Consider the following 20,761-nt stretch of genomic DNA (forward strand, 5'->3'; position numbering starts at 1 on the left):
CAGCTCCCACAGGGGCAGCATAAACGCAACCGGTGGGAGCTGGCTTGCCAGCGATTAGGCCCTAAAGCACAAGTTCGACCTCTCCCAGACGCCCCCCAAGCGGCCCGAAACTCCGCTCCACCAGCCTGCGCCTCCCGTCCGCCTCGACGATCAGCACCGTACTCGCCCGCGTCCCATAGTTCTGGCTGGCAATGAACACGCTCGACAGCAAACGCTCGGTCGCCAACCCGACGCGGGTATCCGGCAGCTCGCTGTCGGCAGCCTGATTATTGTCCGCCAACAACTCGAACAGCCTCGCCGGGTCCGGATCGTCCAGCCGCTCACGCAAGCCTTCGCGCGCCTTGATCAGCTTGGGCCAGGGCGTATCCAGCGCGGCATTCGACAGGCCATAGACACCCGCGCCCAGTAGCCGCGGCAGCGCGTCCCCACCGTGCAGATAACCCAACTGATGGCTGTCCCCGACCAGCAGATTGAAGCCGGAATAGTGCAGCGCCTCACCCGCGACCCGCTCCAGATAGGCCTCGACCGAAAGCTCCCCGCGCAGATAGCCAGCCACCAGTTCGCCCCGCGAGCGGGCGCCCGCTGGCTGGCCGGGATCGCGGATATTGGTCAGCGCGGCGAAGCGCCCCTGCGGACCCAGGCCCAGCCAGGTGCCGCCGGCTTCGAGGTCGCGTCCGGCATGCACTTCGGGTGCCTCGTCCCATTGGCTCAAGGCCAGGGTCGGGCGGGCATAGAACTCGTCACGGTTGGCCGCGACGATCAGCGGCCGGGCATTTCCCGGCCGCCAGGCGAAAACGATCAGGCACATCGTGGTTCTCGTCGATCTTGTCGGTAGTGGCGCCACTGTACCTCAGGCGACGCTGACAAGGTCTTCATCTGCCATGAGTAGAGGCAAAGGCCCACCTTCCGTTACCATGCCGGACTGATTTTTCCGGGGGCGACAATGGAATTCGTGCTCTATCTGCTGCTGGGCGCCTGCGCGGGCGTGCTGGCCGGACTGTTCGGCGTCGGTGGCGGCATCATCATCGTGCCGGTGCTGGTATTCAGCTTCACCCTGCAAGGCTTCGATGCGTCCGTCCTGACTCACCTGGCGGTGGGTACCTCGCTGGCGACCATCGTCTTCACCTCGATCAATGCTGTCCGCGAGCACCATCGCAAGGGTGCGGTGCAGTGGCCGATCTTTGCCTGGATGACCCTGGGCATCCTGATCGGCGCCGGGGTTGGTGCCAAGACCGCCTCGCTGATCCAGGGCCCGCACCTGCAGAAGATCATCGGCACCTTCGCCCTGATCATCGCCGTGCAGATGGCCCTGGATTTCAAGCCCAAGGCCAGCCGCGGCGTTCCCGGAAAGGCCGGGCTGACCGTCGCCGGCAGCGTGGTCGGCTGGGCGTCGGCGATCTTCGGCATCGGCGGCGGTTCGCTGACGGTGCCGTTCCTGACCTGGCGCAGCCTGCCGATGCAGCAGGCGGTGGCGACGTCTTCGGCGTGTGGCCTGCCGATCGCCCTGGTCAGCGCCCTGAGCTTCATGATCCTGGGCTGGCACGACGAGCACCTGCCGCCCCATAGCCTGGGCTTCGTGTACTTGCCGGCGATGATCGGCATTGCCGTGACCAGCATGTTTTTCGCCCGCTTCGGCGCGCGCCTGGCGCACAAACTGTCGCCACGCCTGCTCAAACGCCTGTTCGCCGCGCTGCTGTTCTGCGTCGGCCTGAGCTTTTTGCTTTAACGAGAGGAGTCACCATGCTGCCTTACCCGCAGATCGATCCCGTGGCATTGGCCATCGGGCCACTGAAAATCCATTGGTATGGCCTGATGTACCTGGTCGGCATCGGCGGTGCCTGGTATCTGGCTTCGCGCCGGCTCAACCGCTTCGACCCGACCTGGAGCCGCGAAAAGCTCTCGGACCTGATCTTCTGGCTGTCCATGGGGGTGATTGTCGGCGGGCGGTTGGGCTACGTGCTGTTCTACGACCTGAGCGCCTACCTCGCCAACCCGACGCTGATCTTCGAAGTGTGGAAGGGCGGCATGTCGTTCCACGGCGGTTTCATCGGGGTGATGCTGGCGGCGTTGTGGTTCGGCAAGCGCAACAACAAGTCGTTCTTCGAACTGATGGACTTCGTCGCACCGATGGTGCCGATCGGCCTGGGTGCCGGGCGTATCGGCAACTTCATCAACGCCGAGCTGTGGGGCAAGGCCACTGACGTGCCGTGGGCCATGGTCTTCCCGCCGTTCAGCGACCCGGCGCAGTTGCCGCGTCACCCGTCGCAGCTTTACCAGTTCGCCCTTGAAGGCGTGGCGCTGTTCCTGATTCTCTGGCTGTATTCGCGCAAGCCGCGGCCAACCATGGCGGTGTCGGGCATGTTCGCGTTGTTCTACGGCATCTTCCGTTTCATCGTCGAATTCGTCCGCGTGCCGGATGCCCAGCTTGGCTACATCGCCTGGGGCTGGCTGACCATGGGTCAGATTCTTTGCGTGCCGATGATCGCCGGCGGCCTCGGCCTGATCTGGTGGGCCTATAATCGCAAGCCGACGGTAAAACCCGCGGTCTGAAATTCCACGGCAGGGGCGATCCCCCTGCCGTCTTCGTTACAGGAACGCTATGAAACAGTATCTGGATCTGGTCCGCGACGTTATCGAGAACGGTACGTTGCAGGAAAACCGCACCGGCGTGCGCACCATCAGCCTGCCTGGCGCCATGCTGCGTTTTGATCTGCAGAAGGGCTTCCCGGCCATCACCACGCGCAAGCTGGCGTTCAAGTCGGCGATTGGCGAGATGGTCGGCTTCCTTCGCGGCGTGAAGAACGCCGCGCAGTTCCGCGAGCTGGGCTGCAAGGTCTGGGACCAGAACGCCAACGAAAACGCCCAATGGCTGGCCAACCCGTTCCGCCAGGGGCATGACGACCTGGGCGAGATCTACGGCGTGCAATGGCGCCAGTGGCCGGCGTACAAGCGCATCCCGCTGAGCAATCCGGCAGCTATCGAGCTGGCGCAAAGCCAGGGCTTCGCCCAGATTGCCGAGTCCGAGGAAGACGGTGAGGCCTTTGTCGTGCTGTACAAGGCCATCGACCAGATTCGCCAGTGCGTCGACACCATCATCAAGGACCCGGGCAGCCGGCGCATCCTGTTCCACGGCTGGAACTGTGCCCAGCTCGATGAAATGGCTTTGCCGCCGTGCCACCTGCTGTACCAGTTCCACCCGAATGTCGAGACCAAGGAAATTTCCCTGACCCTCTACATCCGCTCCAACGACCTGGGCCTGGGCACGCCGTTCAACCTCACCGAAGGCGCCGCGCTGCTGTCGCTGGTGGGTCGCCTGACCGGCTACACGCCGCGCTGGTTCACCTATTTCATCGGTGATGCGCACGTCTACGAGAACCACCTGGACATGCTCAACGAGCAGATGCGCCGCGAGCCGCTGGCAGCGCCGAAGCTGGTGATCAGTGACCGCGTGCCGGAGTTCGCCAAGACCGGTGTCTACGAACCGGAGTGGCTGGAGAAAATCGAGCCGAGCGACTTCAGCCTGGAAGGGTATGAGCACCATCCGCCGCTGACGGCGCCGATGGCGGTTTAACACGACCTCAGTGGGAGCTGGCTTGCCAGCGATCAGGCCGCCAAGGGCAATGACGTTGTCAGCTCTGGCCCAATCGCTGGCAAGCCAGCTCCCACGGGATTAGTGGCCAGCTTCAATGCCCGTGACTCCTTCCCACATGCGAATGCTCCGTCTCCGGCACTGAAACCGCCCCATTCACCTCCAGCCTCTCCAGAATCGCGCAATGCTCGCCCTCGGCCTGACAGCGCCGACGCAGTTCCACCAACTGCTCCTGCAACGCCATCAATCCGTCGATCCGCGCCTGCACATGCTCGATATGTTCGTCCACCAGCGCGTTGACGCTTTCGCATTGGTCTTGCGGGCTGTCCCGTAGCCGCAGCAGGCTGCGGATTTCTTCGAGGGTCATGTCCAGCGTCCGGCAGTTGCGGATGAAGGTCAGCCGCTCGACATGCGCCTGGGTGTAGACCCGGTAGTTGCCGTCGCTGCGCGCCGGTTCCGGCAGCAGGTTTTCACGCTCGTAGTAACGGATGGTTTCCACCGCGCAGTCGGTGGCCTTGGCCAGTTCGCCGATCTTCATCTGCAAATACCTCGACAGGTTGCTTGACCCTATAGTGGCTACAGGGTGTTCACTTGGCAACAGGACATTTAGGGACAAACCTTCATGAATCAGCCTGTCAGCTCAGATTCACTCAAAAAGCCACACGATCACGACCATAGCCAGCACGATCATGCGCATGAGCATAAGCACAGTTGCTGCGCGCCCAAACCGGCCGCGCATGCCCACGGTTGCTGCTCCGGCTCTTCTGAAGCTCCGGCGCTGATTCAGTTGCGCGAAAGCGCCAGTGCCGACGCCCGGCTCAGCCGTTTCCGCATCGAGGCCATGGACTGTCCGACCGAGCAGACGCTGATCCAGAACAAGCTGGGCAAGCTCGACGGCGTCGAGCAGCTTGAGTTCAACCTGATCAACCGCGTCCTCGGCGTGCGTCACACGTTTGCCGACACTCAGGCCATCGAGCAGGCGATCGCTTCGCTTGGCATGCACGCTGAGCCGTTGACTGCAGATGCCAACGAAGCCGCACCGGCCCCGGTGAAGAAGGCCTGGTGGCCGCTGGCGTTGTCCGGCGTTGCCGCAGTGGCTGCGGAAATCGTCCACTTCACCAATGCCGCGCCGGAATGGGCGGTGGCCGCGTTGGCGCTGGCCGCCATCCTCGGCTGTGGCCTGGGCACCTACAAGAAGGGCTGGATCGCCCTGAAAAACCGCAACCTCAATATCAACGCGCTGATGAGCATCGCCGTGACCGGCGCCGTGCTGATCGGCCAATGGCCGGAAGCGGCCATGGTGATGGTGCTGTTCACCCTCGCCGAAGTGATCGAAGCCCGTTCGCTGGACCGTGCGCGCAACGCCATTGGCGGCTTGATGCAATTGACCCCCGACGTGGCCACGGTGCAGCAGGCCGATGGCCAGTGGCGGGAAGTCGAGGTGGCGCAGGTGGCTCTGGGTGCTCGGGTGCGTTTGCGGCCGGGCGAGCGGGTCGGGCTGGACGGCGAGGTGTTGAGCGGGCAATCCACGATTGACCAGGCGCCCATCACCGGTGAAAGCCTGCCGGTGGAAAAAGGCTCGGGCGACAAGGTCTTCGCCGGCACCATCAACCAGTCCGGCGAACTGGAGTACCGCGTCACCGCCGCCGCCGGGCAATCGACTCTGGCCCGGATCATCCACGCCGTGGAAGAAGCCCAGGGCGCTCGGGCGCCGACCCAGCGCTTCGTCGATCAGTTCTCGCGCATCTACACGCCGGCGGTCTTCGCCTTCGCCCTGGCAGTGGCGGTGATTCCGCCGCTGTTCATGGCCGGCGCCTGGTTCGACTGGATCTACCGCGCCCTGGTGCTGCTGGTGGTGGCCTGCCCATGTGCACTGGTGATTTCCACGCCGGTGACCATCGTCAGCGGCCTCGCCGCAGCGGCGCGCAAAGGCATTCTGATCAAGGGCGGTGTGTACCTGGAAGGCGGGCGCAAGCTGGACTTCCTCGCCCTCGACAAGACCGGCACCCTGACCCACGGCAAGCCGGTGCAGACCGACATGCAGGTGCTCGACACACTGTTCGAAGACCGCGCCCAGCGCATCGCTGCCAGCCTTGCCGCGCGTTCCGATCACCCGGTGTCCATGGCTATCGCCCGGCACGCCGAGGAAAACGCCTTGGTATTGGAGTCTGTGGATAACTTCCAGGCCCTGATGGGGCGTGGCGTCAGCGGTGAGGTCGGTGGCGTGAGCTATCACCTGGGTAATCACCGGTTGGTTGAAGAACTGGGACTGTGCTCGCCGCAACTGGAACAAAAACTCGACGCACTGGAGCGCCAGGGCAAGACCGTGGTGCTGCTGCTCGACAGCTCCGGCCCGCTGGCGCTATTCGCCGTGGCCGACACGGTCAAGCAGAGCAGCCGCGAGGCCATCGCCGAACTGCATGAGCTGGGCATCCGCACCGTTATGCTGACTGGCGACAACCCGCACACTGCCGATGCGATTGCCGCCCAGGTCGGTATCGACGAAGCCCGTGGCAACCTGCTGCCGGCGGACAAGCTGGCAGCCATCGAAGAACTGTATGGCAAGGGGCATCGGGTCGGCATGGTCGGCGACGGTATCAACGACGCCCCGGCGCTGGCCCGCGCCGAAATCGGCTTCGCCATGGCCGCAGCCGGCACCGACACCGCCATCGAGACCGCCGACGTCGCGTTGATGGACGACGACTTGCGGAAAATCCCGGCCTTCGTCAGGCTCTCGCGGCAAAGTGCGGCGATCCTGGTGCAGAACATCGTTCTGGCCCTGGGGATCAAGGCGATCTTCCTGGCGATCACCTTCGCTGGCATGGCCACCATGTGGATGGCGGTGTTCGCGGACATGGGCGTCAGCCTGCTGGTGGTCTTCAACGGGCTCCGGCTGTTGAGAAAGTAAGAGGTTGTATGTTGAGTTCCGAGCTGAAGGCGTTCTTCATGGTGGCCCGCCTGGGCAGCATCACCCTTGCCGCGAAGAAGCTCGGGCTCAGCCAGCCCACCGTCACCACGCAGATCCGCAACCTGGAAAGCAGCTACGGCGTCGAACTGTTCTACCGCGGTGGCCGGCGTCTGGCGCTGAGCGAAGACGGCGCGCGGCTGCTGCCGATGGTCAAGGCGCTGTTGCAGCAAGAGGCCGATATCGAGTTCTTCCTGCGCAACAGCGGGCTGGGGCAGGGCGCCTTGCGGGTGGCGGCGACGGCGCCGTACTACATCCTCGATCTGGTGAAGATCTTCCGCGAACGCCTGCCGCAGGTGGAGGTGTCGGTGGAAATCGGCAACTCCCAGCAGGTGCTGGAACTGCTGGAGGATTACCGGGTGGATGTGGCGGCGTCCTCGCAGTTGCTGGAAGACACCCGGCTGATCCGCCGCGTGCTGGGCACCGATCCGCTGGTGCTGGCGGTGCACCGCAGCCATTCGCTGGCGTCGCGGGAGTCGGTGCCTCTGGCGGCGCTGGCCGGGCATTGCCTGCTGATGCGCGAGCAGGGCTCGACGACCCGCAAACTGACCGAGCAGATGCTGGAAGACGCCGGCGTCAAACCGGGCGCCTTGCTGGAAATTGGTAGCCGCGAATCGATTCGCGAAGCGGTGCTCCGGAACATCGGCATCAGCATCATTGCCCGGCATGAAGTGCCGCATAACCCGGAATTGCGGGTGATCTGCCTGGAGGGGGCGCCGGTGATGCATGAGTATCTGTATTGCTTGAAGGAGCGGCGTCAGGCGCGGTTGCCGGCGGCGTTTCTGGGATTGGCGCAGGAAGTGTCGGCTATCGATTCCTGACGTGAGGGCCCTATCGCCGGCAAGCCGGCTCCCACACGGTTCTGAGCTGCGCACTCGATACCTGTGGGCGCTGGCTTGCCAGCGATGAGGCCCGGACGAGCATCAACAAAAATCTGCCAATACCACTATCACCAGCTTTTGCCCCAACGCCACAGAACCTTCTTAAACCCTCCCTAGCATGACCCTCATCTGTACGGTGAGGTCCTGTCATGAACAACACGCTCGCAAATCCCGGCGCCCAGTTGCGCGTTCGCGGTATCCACAAGCGCTTCGGCGCGTTCACGGCGCTGAACGATGTCTCGCTCGATGTCGCCGCCGGCGAACTGGTCTGCCTGCTTGGCCCATCTGGCTGTGGCAAAACCACGCTGCTGCGCTGCATCGCCGGGCTTGAGCACCAGGACCGCGGCGAACTGAGCATCGGTGAGCGTGATATCTCCACCTTGCCGCCTCAAGCCCGTGACTACGGCATCCTGTTTCAGTCCTACGCGCTGTTCCCCAACCTCACCGTCGAAGCCAATATCGCCTACGGCCTGGCGGGCGCCGGGCGCAATGAAGTGCGCCAGCGCGTTGGCCAGATGCTGGAACTGGTGGGCCTGACCGGCAGCGAGAAGAAATACCCCGGCCAGCTTTCCGGCGGTCAGCAACAACGTGTGGCCCTGGCCCGCGCCTTGGCGCCAGCACCCTCGCTGTTGCTGCTGGACGAACCAATGTCCGCTCTCGACGCCCGAGTCCGCGAACACCTTTGCACCGAACTGCGCCAACTCCAGCGCCAGCTCGGCATCACCACCCTGATGGTGACCCACAACCAGGACGAGGCCATGCTGATGGCCGACCGCATTGCCGTGATGAATAACGGCCAGGTCGAGCAGTACGCCACCGCCCAGGAAATCTACGACAAGCCGGCCACGCCGTTCGTCGCCGAGTTCATCGGCCAGGGCAACTGGCTGCCGTTCCAGCGCTGCAGTGACAGCCACGCCCAGGTCGGCGGCCTCAACCTGCGTCTGGCACCCGGTGCGCGGGCGAGCGGCAGCGGTCGGCTGTTCTGCCGTCCCGAGGCGATCAGCGTCAACCCGATCGTGCATGAAGAAAACCTGTTCCCGGCGCGCCTGCGCGAGATCACCTTCCTCGGCAATCGCTGCCGCATGAGTTTCGAGCTGCATCAGTTGCCCGGTCATGCCCTGCTCGCCGAAGTGGCGCCAGAAGCCATGCCGCAACTGGGCTCGCAAGATATCTGGGTGGCGCTTCCGCCGCGCAGCCTCCAGGTGTTTGCCTGAGATGGCCGCGCCAATCGTCCTGCCGATCGCTCACGCGAAGGCCAGGTCGCGCAGCGGTGTTGCGTTCGGTGACCGTCTATTCGTGGTCGGCGGTAAATGGTTGCTGCTGATCTTCCTCGCCATTTCGGTGCTGATGCCGCTGCTGGCGATCTTCTGGCGCGGCTTCAGCGGCGACGCCGGGCAAGGCGGCGGCCTGGTCGCGGCGCGCGCGCTGTTCGCCAGCGAGAACTTCCACTGGTTGCTCGGCAACAGCCTCAAGGTTTCCGTCAGCGTCGCGGCCATCGTCGTACCGCTGGCCTACCTGTTCGCCTACGCCCTGCAACGCACCCTGATTCCGGGCAAAGCCGTGTGGCGCGGGATTTCCCTGCTGCCGTTGCTGGCGCCGTCGATGTTGCCGGCCATCGCGCTGGTCTATCTGTTCGGTAACCAGGGCCTGCTGCGCGGGCTGCTCAGCGACAACATCTATGGTTTCTGGGGCATCGTGCTGGGCGAGGCGATCTACACCTTCCCGCATGCGCTGATGATTCTGCTGTCGGCCTTGTCGCTGGCCGATGCGCGCCTGTTCGACGCCGCGTCCAGCATGGGCGCCGGGCCGTGGCGGGCGTTCCACAGCATTACCTGGCCGGCCACCCGCCAGGCCGTGTTTGCCGCGTTCTGCCTGGTGTTCACCCTGACCATCACCGACTTCGGCGTGCCCGTCGTGGTCGGCGGCGATTATCAGGTGCTGGCGCTGGAAGCCTATAAAGCGGTGGTCGGACAGCAGCAGTTCGGTCGCGGTGCACTGATCGGCATGGTGCTGTTGATCCCGGCGCTGCTCAGCTTCGGCGTCGATGCCTGGCTGCGCCGCCGTCAGGGCGAGGCCATGAGCGGCCGGGCCCAGGTGTTCGAGCCGGCAGTGTCGCGGCGTCGCGATGCCTGTTTCCTCGCCATTGTCCTGCTGGTGTGCGCCGTTCTGTTACTGGTGGTGGGCATGGCGGTGTACTCGTCGCTGGTGAAGTTCTGGCCTTACAACCTGTCGCTGTCACTCAAGCATTACCAGTTCGACGAAACCGCAGGCGGTGGCTGGCTGGCCTACCGCAACAGCCTGACCATGGCGGTCGGCACTGCGCTGATCGGCAGCGCGGTGATCTTCAGCGGCGCCTACCTGATGGAGAAGACCCGCGGCCAGCGCGCCCTCAACCTGATCCTGCGCCTGCTCAGTTTCGTGCCAATGGCCGTGCCGGGACTGGTGCTGGGCCTGGGTTACGTCTTCTTCTTCAACCTGCCGGGCAACCCGCTGCATGTGCTGTACGGAACCATGGCGCTGCTGGTGATGTGCACGGTCGCTCACTACCTGACCACCGCGCAGATGACCGCCACCACTGCCCTGCGCCAGCTCGACGGCGAGTTCGAAGCCGCTGCGCTGTCGCTGAAAGCGCCGCTGTACCGGCACTTCATGCGGGTCACCGTGCCGATCTGCCTGCCGGCGTTGTTGGACATCATTCGCTACCTGTTCGTCTCGGCGATGACCACGGTGTCGGCGGCGATCTTCCTCTACAGCCCGGACACCATCCTCGCCGCCGTCGCCGTGTTGAACATGGATGACGCCGGCAACGTCGGCGGCGCGGCCGCCATGTCGACCTTGATTCTGCTGACCAGCGCGGCCGTATCGCTGCTGCTGGCCTGGGCCTCCCGCGGCCTGCTCAGCCGTTCCCAGGCCTGGCGCCAGCGCGCGCCGGGCCATTGATTGCGCCAACCCAACCTGACCAACGTCCCTTCAAAGGAACCGCATCATGTTCAAGCCACTCGCTCTTGCCGCTGCCGTCCTCTCCGCGTTCAGCCTGCAGGCCAGCGCCGCCCAGACCTCGTTGACGGTCTACACCGCGCTGGAAGCTGAACAGCTCAAGAGCTACAAGCAGGCGTTCGAAAAGGCCAACCCGGACATCGAGATCAAGTGGGTGCGTGACTCCACCGGGATCATCACCGCCAAGCTGCTGGCCGAGAAAGACCGCCCGCAGGCCGACGCGGTGTGGGGCCTGGCCGCATCGAGCCTGGCGATCCTCGATCAGCAAGGCATGCTGCAAAGCTACGCGCCCAAGGACCTGGCCAAGATCGGCGGCAATTACCGTGATCCAGCCAACCCGCCGGCCTGGGTCGGCATGGACGTATGGGCTGCGACCATCTGCTTCAACACCGTCGAAGCCGAGAAGCAGGGCCTGAGCAAGCCAGTGAGCTGGCAGGACCTGACCAAGCCTGAGTACAAGGGCAAGATCGTCATGCCTAACCCGGCCTCGTCCGGCACCGGTTTCCTCGACGTCAGCGCCTGGCTGCAGACCTTCGGCGAGCCGCAGGGCTGGGCCTACATGGACGCCCTGCACCAGAACATCGGCCAGTACGTTCACTCCGGCTCCAAGCCGTGCAAGCTGGCAGCCGCAGGTGAGTTCCCGATCGGCATCTCCTTCGAATACCCGGCCGTGCAGCTCAAGCGCCAGGGCGCGCCGCTGGACATCGTGCTGCCGAAAGAAGGCCTGGGCTGGGAGATCGAGGCTACCGCCGTGATCAAGGGCACCCCGAACGAAGCGGCGGCCAAGCGTCTGGCCGACTTCTCCGCCAGCCCTGCGGCGATGGAGCTGTACAAGGAAAACTTCGCCGTGCTGGCCCAGCCGGGCATCGCCAAGGCGCAGACCGAACTGCCGGCGGACTACGAACAGCGCCTGATCAAGAACGACTTCGCCTGGGCCTCGAAGAACCGCGACCAGATTCTGAGCGAGTGGCGCAAGCGGTATGACGGCAAGTCGGAGAAGGTTGCGCAGCAGTAATGGCCGCATCGCCGGCAAGCCGGCTCCCACAGGTACTGCATGCACCGAACCTGTGGGAGCCGGCTTGCCGGCGATGCTTTTTAGAACTGATCACACTGCAGGGCCTGAAATGACCGATTTCCTGATTGTCGGCGCCGGCATCCTCGGCCTTTCCCACGCCTACGCCGCCGCCCGTCGCGGCCTGCGGGTGAAGGTCTTCGAGCGCAGCGCCACGCCGCTCGGCGCTTCGGTGCGCAACTTCGGCCAGGCGCTGGTCAGCGGCCAGCCGCCTGGCCAGATGCTCGACCTCGCCCGCGCCAGCCGTCCTCTCTGGGCCCATTGGGCCGAACACGCCGGCTTCGCCCTCAAGCGCAACGGCTCGCTGCTGCTGGCGCGCACCGCGCAAGAGCGCGATGTGCTGGAAGCCTTCTGCGAAAGCCGCGCGGTCGAATACGGCTACCCGGCCCGCCTGCTCGAAGGTGCTGAACTCAACGCCCTCTACGACGGACGTTTCAGCCATCACCGCGCTGCCCTGCATGGTCTCGAAGACCAGCAGCTCTATTCCCGCGAAGCCCTGCCGACCCTGGTGGCCTGGCTGCGTGAGCAGATGGGTGTCGAGTTCCACTTTTCCACCCTGGTCCGGGATATCGAACCGGGGCGCCTGAGCACCACGGCCGGCACCTTCAGTGGCGGGCAGATCGTGGTCTGCTCCGGTCACGACTACCAGACCCTGCTGGCCGAGCCGATGGCCGTGCTGCAACCGCAGGTCTGTCGCCTGCAGATGCTCCGCGCCCGGCCACGCTTCCAGCTAGACCTGCAGCACTCGCTGCTCACCGGCCTGAGCTGCCTGCATTACGGCGCCTACGCCGACCTGCCGCAGGCTGCTGCTTTGCGCGAGCGGGTCCAGTCCCACAGCCCCCATCTACTGGAGCACGGCATCCACCTGCTGATCAGCCCCACGCCCCACGGCGAGTTGATCATCGGCGACTCCCACGCCTACGGCAGCGATGCCTCGCCGTTCAACGCCGAGCAGGTGGACAACTGGATGATCGAACTCGCCGAGCACACCCTTGGCGGGCGCATCGAAGTGGTCGAGCGCTGGCAGGGCGTTTATGGCTCGGGTGGTCCGGGGCCGTTCTCGTTGCTGCCGGTAACGCCGGGGATCAGCGCGGCGCTGATGCACACCGGCGTCGGCATGAGCGTCGGTCCGGCGCTGGCTGAGCGGCATGTGGCGCGGTTGTTGGGTGAAGTGTCGTGAGGTGCGGGTGATGGACCCGCGGGGGGGGCTCAAGGCAAAGGCCATTGGGCTTCTTTTGCGATCAGGTTGAGGGCCTCATCGCTGGCAAGCCAGCTCCCACAAGGTCCAGCGCATGCCGTAACTGTGGGAGCTGGCTTGCCAGCGATAGGGGCTTCCAGCCGGGCTCAGATCTCCTGTACCAGCGCTTCAATCTGCTCCAACCGCTCCGCCTGACTCAACCTGGCCCCCGGATTCAACGACGACCACTGCGGATGCGCCCGCGCCTTGCTCAGCGCCGCCGGCAGCTTCCCTTCGCGCCAGGCCTGGTCAGGCGGGGTGTCCAGTTTGATCCGGTTCATCGCCGCATGCCCGCGGCTGTCCAGCGCTTGCAGCAGTTGCTTCTGCCGCACGGCGAGCAGGCGCAACACCGCATCGTCCACGGTCAGTTCCTGTTGTCCCTTGAGTTTGCCCAGCAACCGCGAACCATAGCTGCGCGCCGTGCCCAGCGCGCCACCGGCGATGGCCCCGGCCAGCGCGGCGACGCCGAGGGTCAGGCCGCCGACCGCGAGGTCGATTCCCGCCCCGGCTGCGGCACCCGCCACGACACCGCCGCCCAGGCGAATGCCCAGTTGCTTGAGGGTTTCCGGGTTGAACAGGTCATCGCCCCAGCGCCCGTCCAGCAGCGGCAGGTCGCTGGTGTTGGCGTCTTCGCGGCGGAAGGCATACAGCTTGAGCAGTGCTTCGACGCAGCGTTGCTCACGTTGGCGAATGGTGTCGCGCAGCTCGCGCACGGCGGCGGCTTCTTCGTCCGGCTTGGCCACCACACTGCGCCGGCACGCTGCGCAATCCACCAGCAGTTCGGCGATCAGGCGTTTGCCGCTGTGCTGGCGAAGCTGGCGTTGCGCCTGCTGGTCGTCGATCAGCCGTTGCAGGGCCGGGCGGGCGTTTTCCAGCATCAGGGCGAGGCTTTCGTATAGCCGTCGCTCGCCGTCTTCGGGTGGCGCAACGCTGTCGAAACGCACCAGCGCGTGCAGCCCCAGCCGGGCCAGGGCCTCACGCCAGTCGGGTTCGCGGTGGTCGCTGCTGGCGACGAAATTGAGCACCGGCAGCAGCGGCTTGCCGCAGCCGGCGAGCACTTCCAGTTCGTCGCGGTACTTGGCCAGCACCGGCTCGCGGGCGTCAATCACATAGAGCCCGGCGTCGCTGGCCTGCAACTGGCGCAACACCTTGGCCTCCTGTTCGAAGCGCTGGCGCGCCTCGCTGCTTTGCAGGAAGCGTTCGAGTCGCGCCGGGCCGTCGAGACGCTCGCCGGGGCGTTCCAGACGTTCCAGATAATCGAGCAGGGCGATGGCGTCTTCCAGGCCCGGCGTGTCGTACAGCTCCAGCAGCGGCTGGCCGTCCACCGACAGCCGCGCGCCTTCGACATGCCGGGTGGTGCTGGGGCGATGGGACACTTCGCCGAAGCCGACATCGCGGGTCAGGGTCCGCAGCAGCGAGGTCTTGCCGACATTGGTGTGGCCGACCACGGCCAGCTTCAGCGCTTTAGTCATGACCGTGCTCCAGCCAGTTCAACGGTGCCGTGTCGGCGTGGGGCAAGGCCAGTTGGTCCAGGGCCTGATGCCAGTCGCCAAGACGCTCGGCGTCCAGCGCCTGACCGGGTGGCGGCTGCATCAGCCAGATCCGCGTGGCCGCGGCGCTGCGCGCCAGCTCGGCGAGCAGCGCGAGGCTGCCGCGATCCGGCGAGCGCCGTGGGTCGCAGGCAATCGCCAGGCGCGCCGGAGGAAAGTGGCTGAGCTGTTCCAGCAAGCGCTTGCGTGATTCGCGGCTGTCCAGCACGCCGGCGTTGGTCACCGAGGCCGGCAGGGCAGGCGGCCACGGGCGTTGATCGTCCAGTTCCAGGCCGACCAGCAGCGCGCCGTCGTGCTGCACGTCGTCCTGACCGCGTTCGATCTGCGGTAACTGATCGGGGGCGGCATCGTTCACGCCGAGGCGTTCGCTGCTGGGCATCAACGATTCGCGCAGGGCGCTGTAGCCGGGGAGTTTGAGGTCGAGGGCGAGCCGCGCGCGGCCCTGGCGCCAGCGCCACAGGCAGAGCGCCGCCAGCAGCAGGCGCGGCAGGATCCCGTAGACCACCAGCACGCCGAGCAGCCAGCCGGCCCAGGCCTGACGGCTCAGTTCCAGCGCTGGCTGGCTGTCGCCGCTGGCGCGGATCATCGCCGCGTCCGGGGTGCTGAAACCGAGCAGGGACGGCAGGGCGCCGAGGGTTTGGGTCAGGCTGACGAAGGTGTCGGGTTGGAGCAGCGTGGTTTCCCAGACGAAACCGTAGCGCCGGGTCGAGAGCAGCATCAGCAGTAACACCAGCGCCGCGAGCAACGCCAGCAACCACAGGCCGTGGACCAGCGTGCCGAGTAGCCAGCGGGTCAGGCGCTGGCGTTGCAGCAGGACCAAAAGCGCTGGAGCAAGGTGCGCGGCCTTGGCGTCGCGGGCGAGTTTTTCGCTGAGCCAGAGCCACAGCCGGCCGAGGCTCGCACCCTGATCGCCAGCCATGGAAAGGCCGGTGGCCCAGCCCAGTAGTAGAAGGAGATTGAGCCCGAGCAGGCTGCCCAGGGCCCAGAACACATTCACCGGGCGCTGCCCGTCGCCGAGCGCGGCAAAGGCCAGCCCGGCGCCGCTGACCAGCGCCACAACCAGCAGCGCCAGCAAGGCCAGACGGGCCCCGCGTTTGTAGTGTTCCAGCGCCTGGCGCAGGCCGTCGCGTTCGGCCAGGAAGAGGGCGCGGTGTTCGATGCGCTGGGCGAGGTCGCCGCCTTGTTGGCGGGCGCGGCGATTGGCTTCCTGGTCTTCCAGGGGCCCCGTGTGTTCTTCGCGCAGGCGCACCGCTTCGGTCAGCCAGCGCTTGTCCAGGTCGGTCAGTCCAGTCACGTACAGCTTCCGTTGAGCGAGTCAGTCTGGAAGCATAACCCAGGCATCCGCGAACGGGCTTTGCTATCCTCGCCGCCATGAAAACATCACGCCCTCTCAGCCTGATCGCGGCCCTCGCCGAGAACCGCGTCATCGGCATCGACAATCGCATGCCCTGGCATTTGCCGGGGGACTTCAAGTACTTCAAGGCCACCACGCTGGGCAAGCCGATCATCATGGGTCGCAAGACCTGGGATTCGCTGGGCCGCCCGCTGCCGGGCCGGCTGAACCTGGTGGTCAGCCGCCAGACCGGGCTGCAACTGCAAGGCGCCGAGGTGTTCGCCTCACTGGAAGACGCCATCGTCCGCGCCGACCAGTGGGCGGCGGAGCAGGGCGTGGATGAGCTGATGCTGATCGGCGGCGCGCAGCTTTACGGGCAGGCGCTGGAGACGGGACTGGCGGATCGCTTGTACCTGACCCGGGTGGAGTTGAGCCCGGAAGGGGATGCCTGGTTTCCCGAGGTGGATGAGCGGGTCTGGACCAAGGTGTCCAGCGAACAGGCGCCGGCTGAGGAAGGGAAACCGGTGTATCACTTCGAGGTTTGGGAGCGGGGCTGAGATCTTGGGGCCGCGCTGCGGCCCTTTCGCCGGCAAGACCGGCTCCCACGGGGTTCGGGGTACGCAGAACCCTGTGGGAGCTGGCTTGCCAGCGATGAGGCCCTCAAAAAGTTACGAGTGACTCAACTGCACCTGCTCATCCGCCGCCAGCAGCGCCTTGTCGGTCTGCCCCATGATCTGGCTGGTGATGGTCCCCGCTGTCATCGCGCCGCTGACATTCAACGCCGTGCGGCCCATGTCGATCAGCGGTTCGACCGAGATCAGCAGCGCCACCAGCTCCACCGGCAAGCCCATCGCCGGTAGCACAATCAACGCGGCGAAGGTCGCCCCGCCACCCACACCGGCCACCCCGGCCGAACTCAAGGTCACCACTGCCACCAGCGTCGCGATCCAGAGCGGATTCAGCGGGTCGATGCCGACTGCCGGCGCGACCATCACCGCCAGCATCGCCGGATACAGCCCGGCGCAACCGTTCTGACCGATGGTGGCGCCGAACGAGGCGGCGAAGCTGGCGATGGCCTGCGGCACGCCCAAGCGACGGGTTTGCGCTTCGATGCTCAGCGGAATGCTGGCGGCGCTGGAGCGGCTGGTGAAGGCGAAGGTCAGCACCGGCCAGACCTTGCGCAGGAAGCGCAGCGGGTTGACGCCGGAAAGGCTCAGCAGCACGCCGTGCACCACGAACATCAGCGCCAGGCCGATGTAGGACACCACCACGAAACTGCCCAGCTTGAGGATGTCGTCCAGGTTCGAACTGGCGACCACTTTGGTCATCAGCGCCAGCACGCCATACGGGGTCAGTTTCATCACCAGGCGCACCAGGCGCATCACCCAGGCTTGCAGGGTTTCGATGGCGGCGAGGGCGCGGTTGCCCTTTTCCGGTTCGTCCTTGAGCAGTTGCAGCGCGGCCACGCCAAGGAAGGCGGCGAAGATCACCACGCCGATGATCGAGGTCGGCCGGGCCCGGGCCAGGTCGCCCACCGGGTTGCTCGGGATGAACGAGAGCAGCAGTTGCGGGATGTTCAGGTCGGCGACCTTGCCCGCGTAATCGCTCTGGATCACTTGCAGGCGCGCGGTTTCCTGCGTGCCGGCCACCAGCCCTTCGGCGCTCAGGCCGAACAGGTTGGTCAGGACGATGCCGATCAGCGCGGCGATCGCGGTGGTGAACAGCAGCGTGCCGATGGTCAGCACGCTGATCCGGCCCAGCGACGATGCATTGTGCAGCCGCGCCACGGCGCCGAGGATCGAGACGAAGATCAGCGGCATGACGATCATTTGCAGCAGTTGCACGTAACCGTTGCCGACCAGGTCGAGCCAGCCGATGGTGGCTTTGAGTACCGGGTTGCCGGCGCCGTAGATCGCATGCAGCGCGGCGCCGAACAACACGCCCAGCACCAGGCCGACCAGCACTTTCTTGGCCAGGCTCCAGTTGCCATGACGGGTTTGAGCCAGGCCCAGCAGCAACGCCAGGAACACCAGCAGATTGAGAAACAGCGGCAGGTTCATTGAAGCTCCAGAAAAAACGACACGCATCGCCTCTGTGGGCGGTGGCTGAATCGAAAATGCTAACAGTCTGAAAACAAAGGACTTTATATCGATATGGAATTACTTGAGTCGTTTTTGGAATAACAGCAGGTCGTTTTTGGGCAAGTGGCTGCCGTTGAGGCCGTTGCCAGGGTCGCTGTCAGAGCGGGGCTGGATCAAGGGACTGCTTAGGGTGGAGCGGACCCTTTTGCAGGAGACCCGCATATGACGTCCGCTCCGAAAATCCTCGCCGCCGGCCTGGCCCTGCTGTTCGCCGGGCAGACGCTGGCGGTGGAGTTGAAACACTGGCCGGCTCCGGCCGCGAAGCAGCTCGACGCGATGATCGCCGCCAATGCCCACAAAGGTAACTACGCGGTGTTCGACATGGACAACACCAGTTACCGCTTCGACCTCGAAGAGTCGCTGCTGCCGTTCATGGAGAACAAAGGCCTGCTGACCCGCGACAAGCTCGACCCCTCGCTCAAGCTGATCCCGTTCAAGGACACCGCCGAGCACAAGGAAAGCCTGTTCAGTTACTACTACCGCCTCTGCGAAATCGACGACATGGTCTGTTACCCGTGGGTCGCGCAGGTGTTTTCCGGCTTCACCCTCAAGGAACTCAAAGGCTACGTCGATGAGCTGATGGCGTCGGGCAAGCCAGTGCCGAGCACCTATTTCGAGGGCGATCAGGTCAAGTCCATCGAGGTGCAGCCGCCCAAGGTGTTCACCGGGCAGACCGAACTGTTCAACAAGCTGATGGAGAACGGTATCGAGGTCTATGTGATGACTGCGGCTTCCGAAGAGCTGGTGCGAATGGTCGCTGCCGATCCGAAGTACGGTTACAACGTGAAGCCGCAGAACGTCATCGGCGTCAGCCTGTTGCTCAAGGACCGCGCCAGCGGCGCGCTGACCACCGCGCGCAAGCAGATCAGCGCCGGCCAGTACGATCCCGCCGCCAACCTCGGCCTGGAACTGACCCCGTACCTGTGGACCCCGGCCACCTGGATGGCAGGCAAGCAGGCGGCGATCCTCACCTACATCGATGAGTGGAAAAAACCGGTGCTGGTGGGCGGTGACACCCCGAGCAGCGACGGCTACATGCTGTTTCACAGCGTCGATGTGGCCAAGGGCGGGGTTCATTTGTGGATCAACCGCAAGGCCAAGTACATGGACCAGATCAACGGGATGATGGCCAAGCACGCGGCGGCCCAGGCCAGGGAAGGGTTGCCGGTGACGGCGGACAAGAATTGGGTGGTGGTGACGCCTGAAGAAATTCAGTAGGTCTCACTGGCCTGATCGCTGGCGAGCCAGCTCCCACAGGCACTGTATGCACCGTACTTGTGGGAACTGGCTTGTCAGGGCGTCGAACCGCAGCGATGAGGCCCTCGGAGCCAACACAAAACAATACCAATTGCGAATACCTCTCATCCTCTGCTAGCGTGCGCATCCTCTTGAGCCCGCCCACCAGGAAGTGCCCGTGTCTTCGTGGAACACGCAGATCGCCCGGCTGTTCATCGAGCAGAAGAAAGCACTCGAAGCCTTTGTCGCCCGGCGCACCGGCAGCAGCCAGGTGGCCGCGGACCTGACCCAGGAATCCTTTCTGCGCCTGGCGCGGTTGCCCGCCGACAAGAAGGTCGACAACCTGCCGGCCTTTCTCTTCACCATCGCCAGCAATCTGGTGCGCGATCATCAGCGCCAGATGATTCGCCGCGAGCGCCTCGACGGCGGCGAGCCCAGCGAAGACCTGCCATGCAGCGCGCCCGGCGCCGAAGAGCAACTTGCCACCCAGCAAGAGCAGCGGCTGATGCAGGCCGCCATCGAGGCCCTGCCCGAGGCGACCCGGCATATCTTCCTGCTCTATCATGTCGACGAATGTTCCTACAGGGAGATCGGCGAACGGCTGAAGATTTCTCCCCGTAGCGTCGAATACCAATTGCGTCGCGCGTTGATCGACTGCCGTGCCTTCATCAAGGCCCACCTGCTCGACGCCACGCCGGGGGCGAAATGACTGGCCTCCTTGCTGCTATGGACACCTCCATGACTCACCCCGACGTCCCCGACGACGTGCTGTTCGACGAAGCCAGCGGCTGGTACTACCGCCTGCGGGCCGAGGACGTCAGCGCGGCGGACCAGGAAGGCTTCGCCGCCTGGCTGGACCGTGGTCCGGCGCAGGCGCAGGCCTGGGACGAAGTGTTAGCGCTGCTCGGCGCCCTGCGCGAGCCGGCCCGGCAGATGCGCGAGACTGAGCGGGCGCGCTGGCGCAAACCGCGCTTGCGGGTCTGGGCCAGCGCCGCCGCGGTGCTGCTGGCGGTCGCCGTGCTGACCCTGCAAAGCCCCTGGCCTGACCGTTGGCGCGCCGACTACGCCACCGGCACGGGCGAGTCGCGCAGCCTGAACCTGGCCGACGGCTCACACCTGCAGCTCAACACCGACACCGCTGTGCAGATCGATCTTGGCCAGGACGAGCGCCGGGTGACGCTGCTGCGCGGCGAAGCCTGGTTCGAGGTCAGTGCCGACGCCGCGCGTCCCTTCGTGATCCGCTCCGGCGAAGGCTGGGTCAAGGTGGTCGGCACTCGCTTCAGCGTGGCCCGGCAGGGCGAACAAACCCGCGTGCGGGTGGCCCAGGGCAAAGTCCAGGTCAGCGCCGATGGCAAACAGACGGTGTTGCTGGAACCGGGCCGCGCGGTCGATTACCAGGGCCACCGCCTGAGCGCGGTGCTCGATTTCGACGGCGCCGCCGAGTTCGCCTGGCGTCAGCGCCAACTGGTGTTTCGCCAGCAGCCGCTGGGCGAGGTGGTGGACGAGCTGAACCGCTACTGGCCAGGCCAGACTCTGGTCTTCGGCGAAGCGCTGCGCCAGCGCAAGGTGTCCGGGGTGTTCGAGATCGATAAGCCCGAGGCCGTGCTCAAGGCGTTGAAACACACCTTGGGCCTGAGCGCCGAGCAATACACCGGTTATCTGCGGGTGTTGCGCGAAGGCTGAAGAAAAAAATTCAGAAAGTTTCAGGGTTTCCCCAAATCCCGTCGTCCTTGAACTCGAAGGCGCAAATAGCAAGCACT

The 20,761-nt window shown here is 65.1% G+C and carries 18 protein-coding genes; 13 read left to right on the top strand and 5 right to left on the bottom strand.

Annotation, left to right across the window (positions count from 1 at the left end; all coding sequences use genetic code 11):
* Positions 1 to 61: 61 nt before the first annotated feature.
* Positions 62 to 808 carry an NRDE family protein gene (locus DM374_RS13520; protein WP_110970291.1) on the bottom strand — a complete coding sequence of 249 codons (747 nt, stop codon included), beginning with the start codon at positions 806 to 808 and terminating at the stop codon, positions 62 to 64.
* A 135-nt stretch (positions 809 to 943) separates the two neighbouring features.
* Here DM374_RS13520 and DM374_RS13525 point away from each other — a divergent pair, with 135 nt between their 5' ends.
* The 3 genes from DM374_RS13525 to DM374_RS13535 are packed head-to-tail and all read left to right on the top strand — an operon-like array spanning position 944 to position 3,571.
* Positions 944 to 1,726, top strand: a complete 783-nt coding sequence (locus DM374_RS13525) for a sulfite exporter TauE/SafE family protein (protein ID WP_110970292.1) — start codon at positions 944 to 946, stop codon at positions 1,724 to 1,726.
* A 14-nt stretch (positions 1,727 to 1,740) separates the two neighbouring features.
* On the top strand, positions 1,741 to 2,550 hold the full coding sequence (gene lgt, locus DM374_RS13530; protein WP_110970293.1) for a prolipoprotein diacylglyceryl transferase: 810 nt from the start codon (positions 1,741 to 1,743) through the stop codon (positions 2,548 to 2,550).
* Between the two features lie 49 nt (positions 2,551 to 2,599).
* Positions 2,600 to 3,571, top strand: a complete 972-nt coding sequence (locus DM374_RS13535) for a thymidylate synthase (RefSeq protein WP_110970294.1) — start codon at positions 2,600 to 2,602, stop codon at positions 3,569 to 3,571.
* A 112-nt stretch (positions 3,572 to 3,683) separates the two neighbouring features.
* Here the strand turns inward: DM374_RS13535 and cadR are convergent, their stop codons facing one another.
* Complete coding sequence (gene cadR / locus DM374_RS13540; RefSeq protein WP_110970295.1) at positions 3,684 to 4,127, bottom strand: Cd(II)/Pb(II)-responsive transcriptional regulator; 444 nt, start codon at positions 4,125 to 4,127, stop codon at positions 3,684 to 3,686.
* Between the two features lie 84 nt (positions 4,128 to 4,211).
* Here cadR and DM374_RS13545 point away from each other — a divergent pair, with 84 nt between their 5' ends.
* The 6 genes from DM374_RS13545 (at position 4,212) to DM374_RS13570 (ending at position 12,684) form a co-directional block, all read left to right on the top strand.
* On the top strand, positions 4,212 to 6,497 hold the full coding sequence (locus tag DM374_RS13545) for a heavy metal translocating P-type ATPase (protein WP_110970296.1): 2,286 nt from the start codon (positions 4,212 to 4,214) through the stop codon (positions 6,495 to 6,497).
* An 8-nt stretch (positions 6,498 to 6,505) separates the two neighbouring features.
* Positions 6,506 to 7,375 (top strand): LysR family transcriptional regulator, encoded by an 870-nt coding sequence (locus tag DM374_RS13550; RefSeq protein ID WP_110970297.1) that lies wholly within the window; start codon positions 6,506 to 6,508, stop codon positions 7,373 to 7,375.
* A 209-nt stretch (positions 7,376 to 7,584) separates the two neighbouring features.
* Positions 7,585 to 8,649, top strand: a complete 1,065-nt coding sequence (locus DM374_RS13555) for a putative 2-aminoethylphosphonate ABC transporter ATP-binding protein (protein WP_110970298.1) — start codon at positions 7,585 to 7,587, stop codon at positions 8,647 to 8,649.
* A 1-nt stretch (position 8,650) separates the two neighbouring features.
* On the top strand, positions 8,651 to 10,375 hold the full coding sequence (locus DM374_RS13560; RefSeq protein WP_110970299.1) for a putative 2-aminoethylphosphonate ABC transporter permease subunit: 1,725 nt from the start codon (positions 8,651 to 8,653) through the stop codon (positions 10,373 to 10,375).
* Positions 10,376 to 10,421: 46 nt separating this feature from the next.
* Positions 10,422 to 11,447: a putative 2-aminoethylphosphonate ABC transporter substrate-binding protein gene (locus DM374_RS13565; RefSeq protein ID WP_110970300.1), complete on the top strand. Its 1,026-nt coding sequence runs from the start codon at positions 10,422 to 10,424 to the stop codon at positions 11,445 to 11,447.
* Positions 11,448 to 11,556: 109 nt separating this feature from the next.
* Complete coding sequence (locus DM374_RS13570; protein ID WP_110970301.1) at positions 11,557 to 12,684, top strand: TIGR03364 family FAD-dependent oxidoreductase; 1,128 nt, start codon at positions 11,557 to 11,559, stop codon at positions 12,682 to 12,684.
* A 164-nt stretch (positions 12,685 to 12,848) separates the two neighbouring features.
* On the opposite strand, the gene DM374_RS13575 is transcribed toward DM374_RS13570, so the two are convergent.
* Both DM374_RS13575 and DM374_RS13580 read right to left on the bottom strand, forming a co-directional pair.
* On the bottom strand, positions 12,849 to 14,213 hold the full coding sequence (locus DM374_RS13575) for a GTPase/DUF3482 domain-containing protein (RefSeq protein ID WP_110970302.1): 1,365 nt from the start codon (positions 14,211 to 14,213) through the stop codon (positions 12,849 to 12,851).
* Entirely contained in the window at positions 14,206 to 15,585 is a 1,380-nt protein-coding gene (locus DM374_RS13580; protein WP_110970303.1) for a DUF2868 domain-containing protein, read from the bottom strand. The genes DM374_RS13575 and DM374_RS13580 overlap by 8 nt, the downstream gene beginning before the upstream one ends.
* Before the next feature lie 77 nt (positions 15,586 to 15,662).
* Here DM374_RS13580 and DM374_RS13585 point away from each other — a divergent pair, with 77 nt between their 5' ends.
* A complete protein-coding gene (locus tag DM374_RS13585) occupies positions 15,663 to 16,181 on the top strand; it encodes a dihydrofolate reductase (RefSeq protein WP_095156375.1) in 519 nt (172 codons plus the stop codon).
* A 111-nt stretch (positions 16,182 to 16,292) separates the two neighbouring features.
* Here DM374_RS13585 and DM374_RS13590 read toward each other — a convergent pair whose 3' ends face one another.
* Positions 16,293 to 17,684: an L-cystine transporter gene (locus tag DM374_RS13590; RefSeq protein WP_110970304.1), complete on the bottom strand. Its 1,392-nt coding sequence runs from the start codon at positions 17,682 to 17,684 to the stop codon at positions 16,293 to 16,295.
* 243 nt (positions 17,685 to 17,927) lie between these two features.
* Between DM374_RS13590 and DM374_RS13595 the strand changes: the two genes are divergently transcribed.
* The 3 genes from DM374_RS13595 (at position 17,928) to DM374_RS13605 (ending at position 20,684) form a co-directional block, all read left to right on the top strand.
* Positions 17,928 to 18,983, top strand: coding sequence for an HAD family hydrolase (locus tag DM374_RS13595; RefSeq protein ID WP_110970305.1), 1,056 nt, complete (start codon positions 17,928 to 17,930; stop codon positions 18,981 to 18,983).
* 196 nt (positions 18,984 to 19,179) lie between these two features.
* Positions 19,180 to 19,710, top strand: a complete 531-nt coding sequence (locus tag DM374_RS13600) for an RNA polymerase sigma factor (RefSeq protein WP_095156371.1) — start codon at positions 19,180 to 19,182, stop codon at positions 19,708 to 19,710.
* A 29-nt stretch (positions 19,711 to 19,739) separates the two neighbouring features.
* Positions 19,740 to 20,684: a FecR family protein gene (locus DM374_RS13605; protein ID WP_110970306.1), complete on the top strand. Its 945-nt coding sequence runs from the start codon at positions 19,740 to 19,742 to the stop codon at positions 20,682 to 20,684.
* The last annotated feature ends 77 nt before the right edge of the window (positions 20,685 to 20,761 follow it).

It is taken from the genome of Pseudomonas huaxiensis, assembly GCF_003231275.1.
Lineage (GTDB): Bacteria > Pseudomonadota > Gammaproteobacteria > Pseudomonadales > Pseudomonadaceae > Aquipseudomonas > Aquipseudomonas huaxiensis.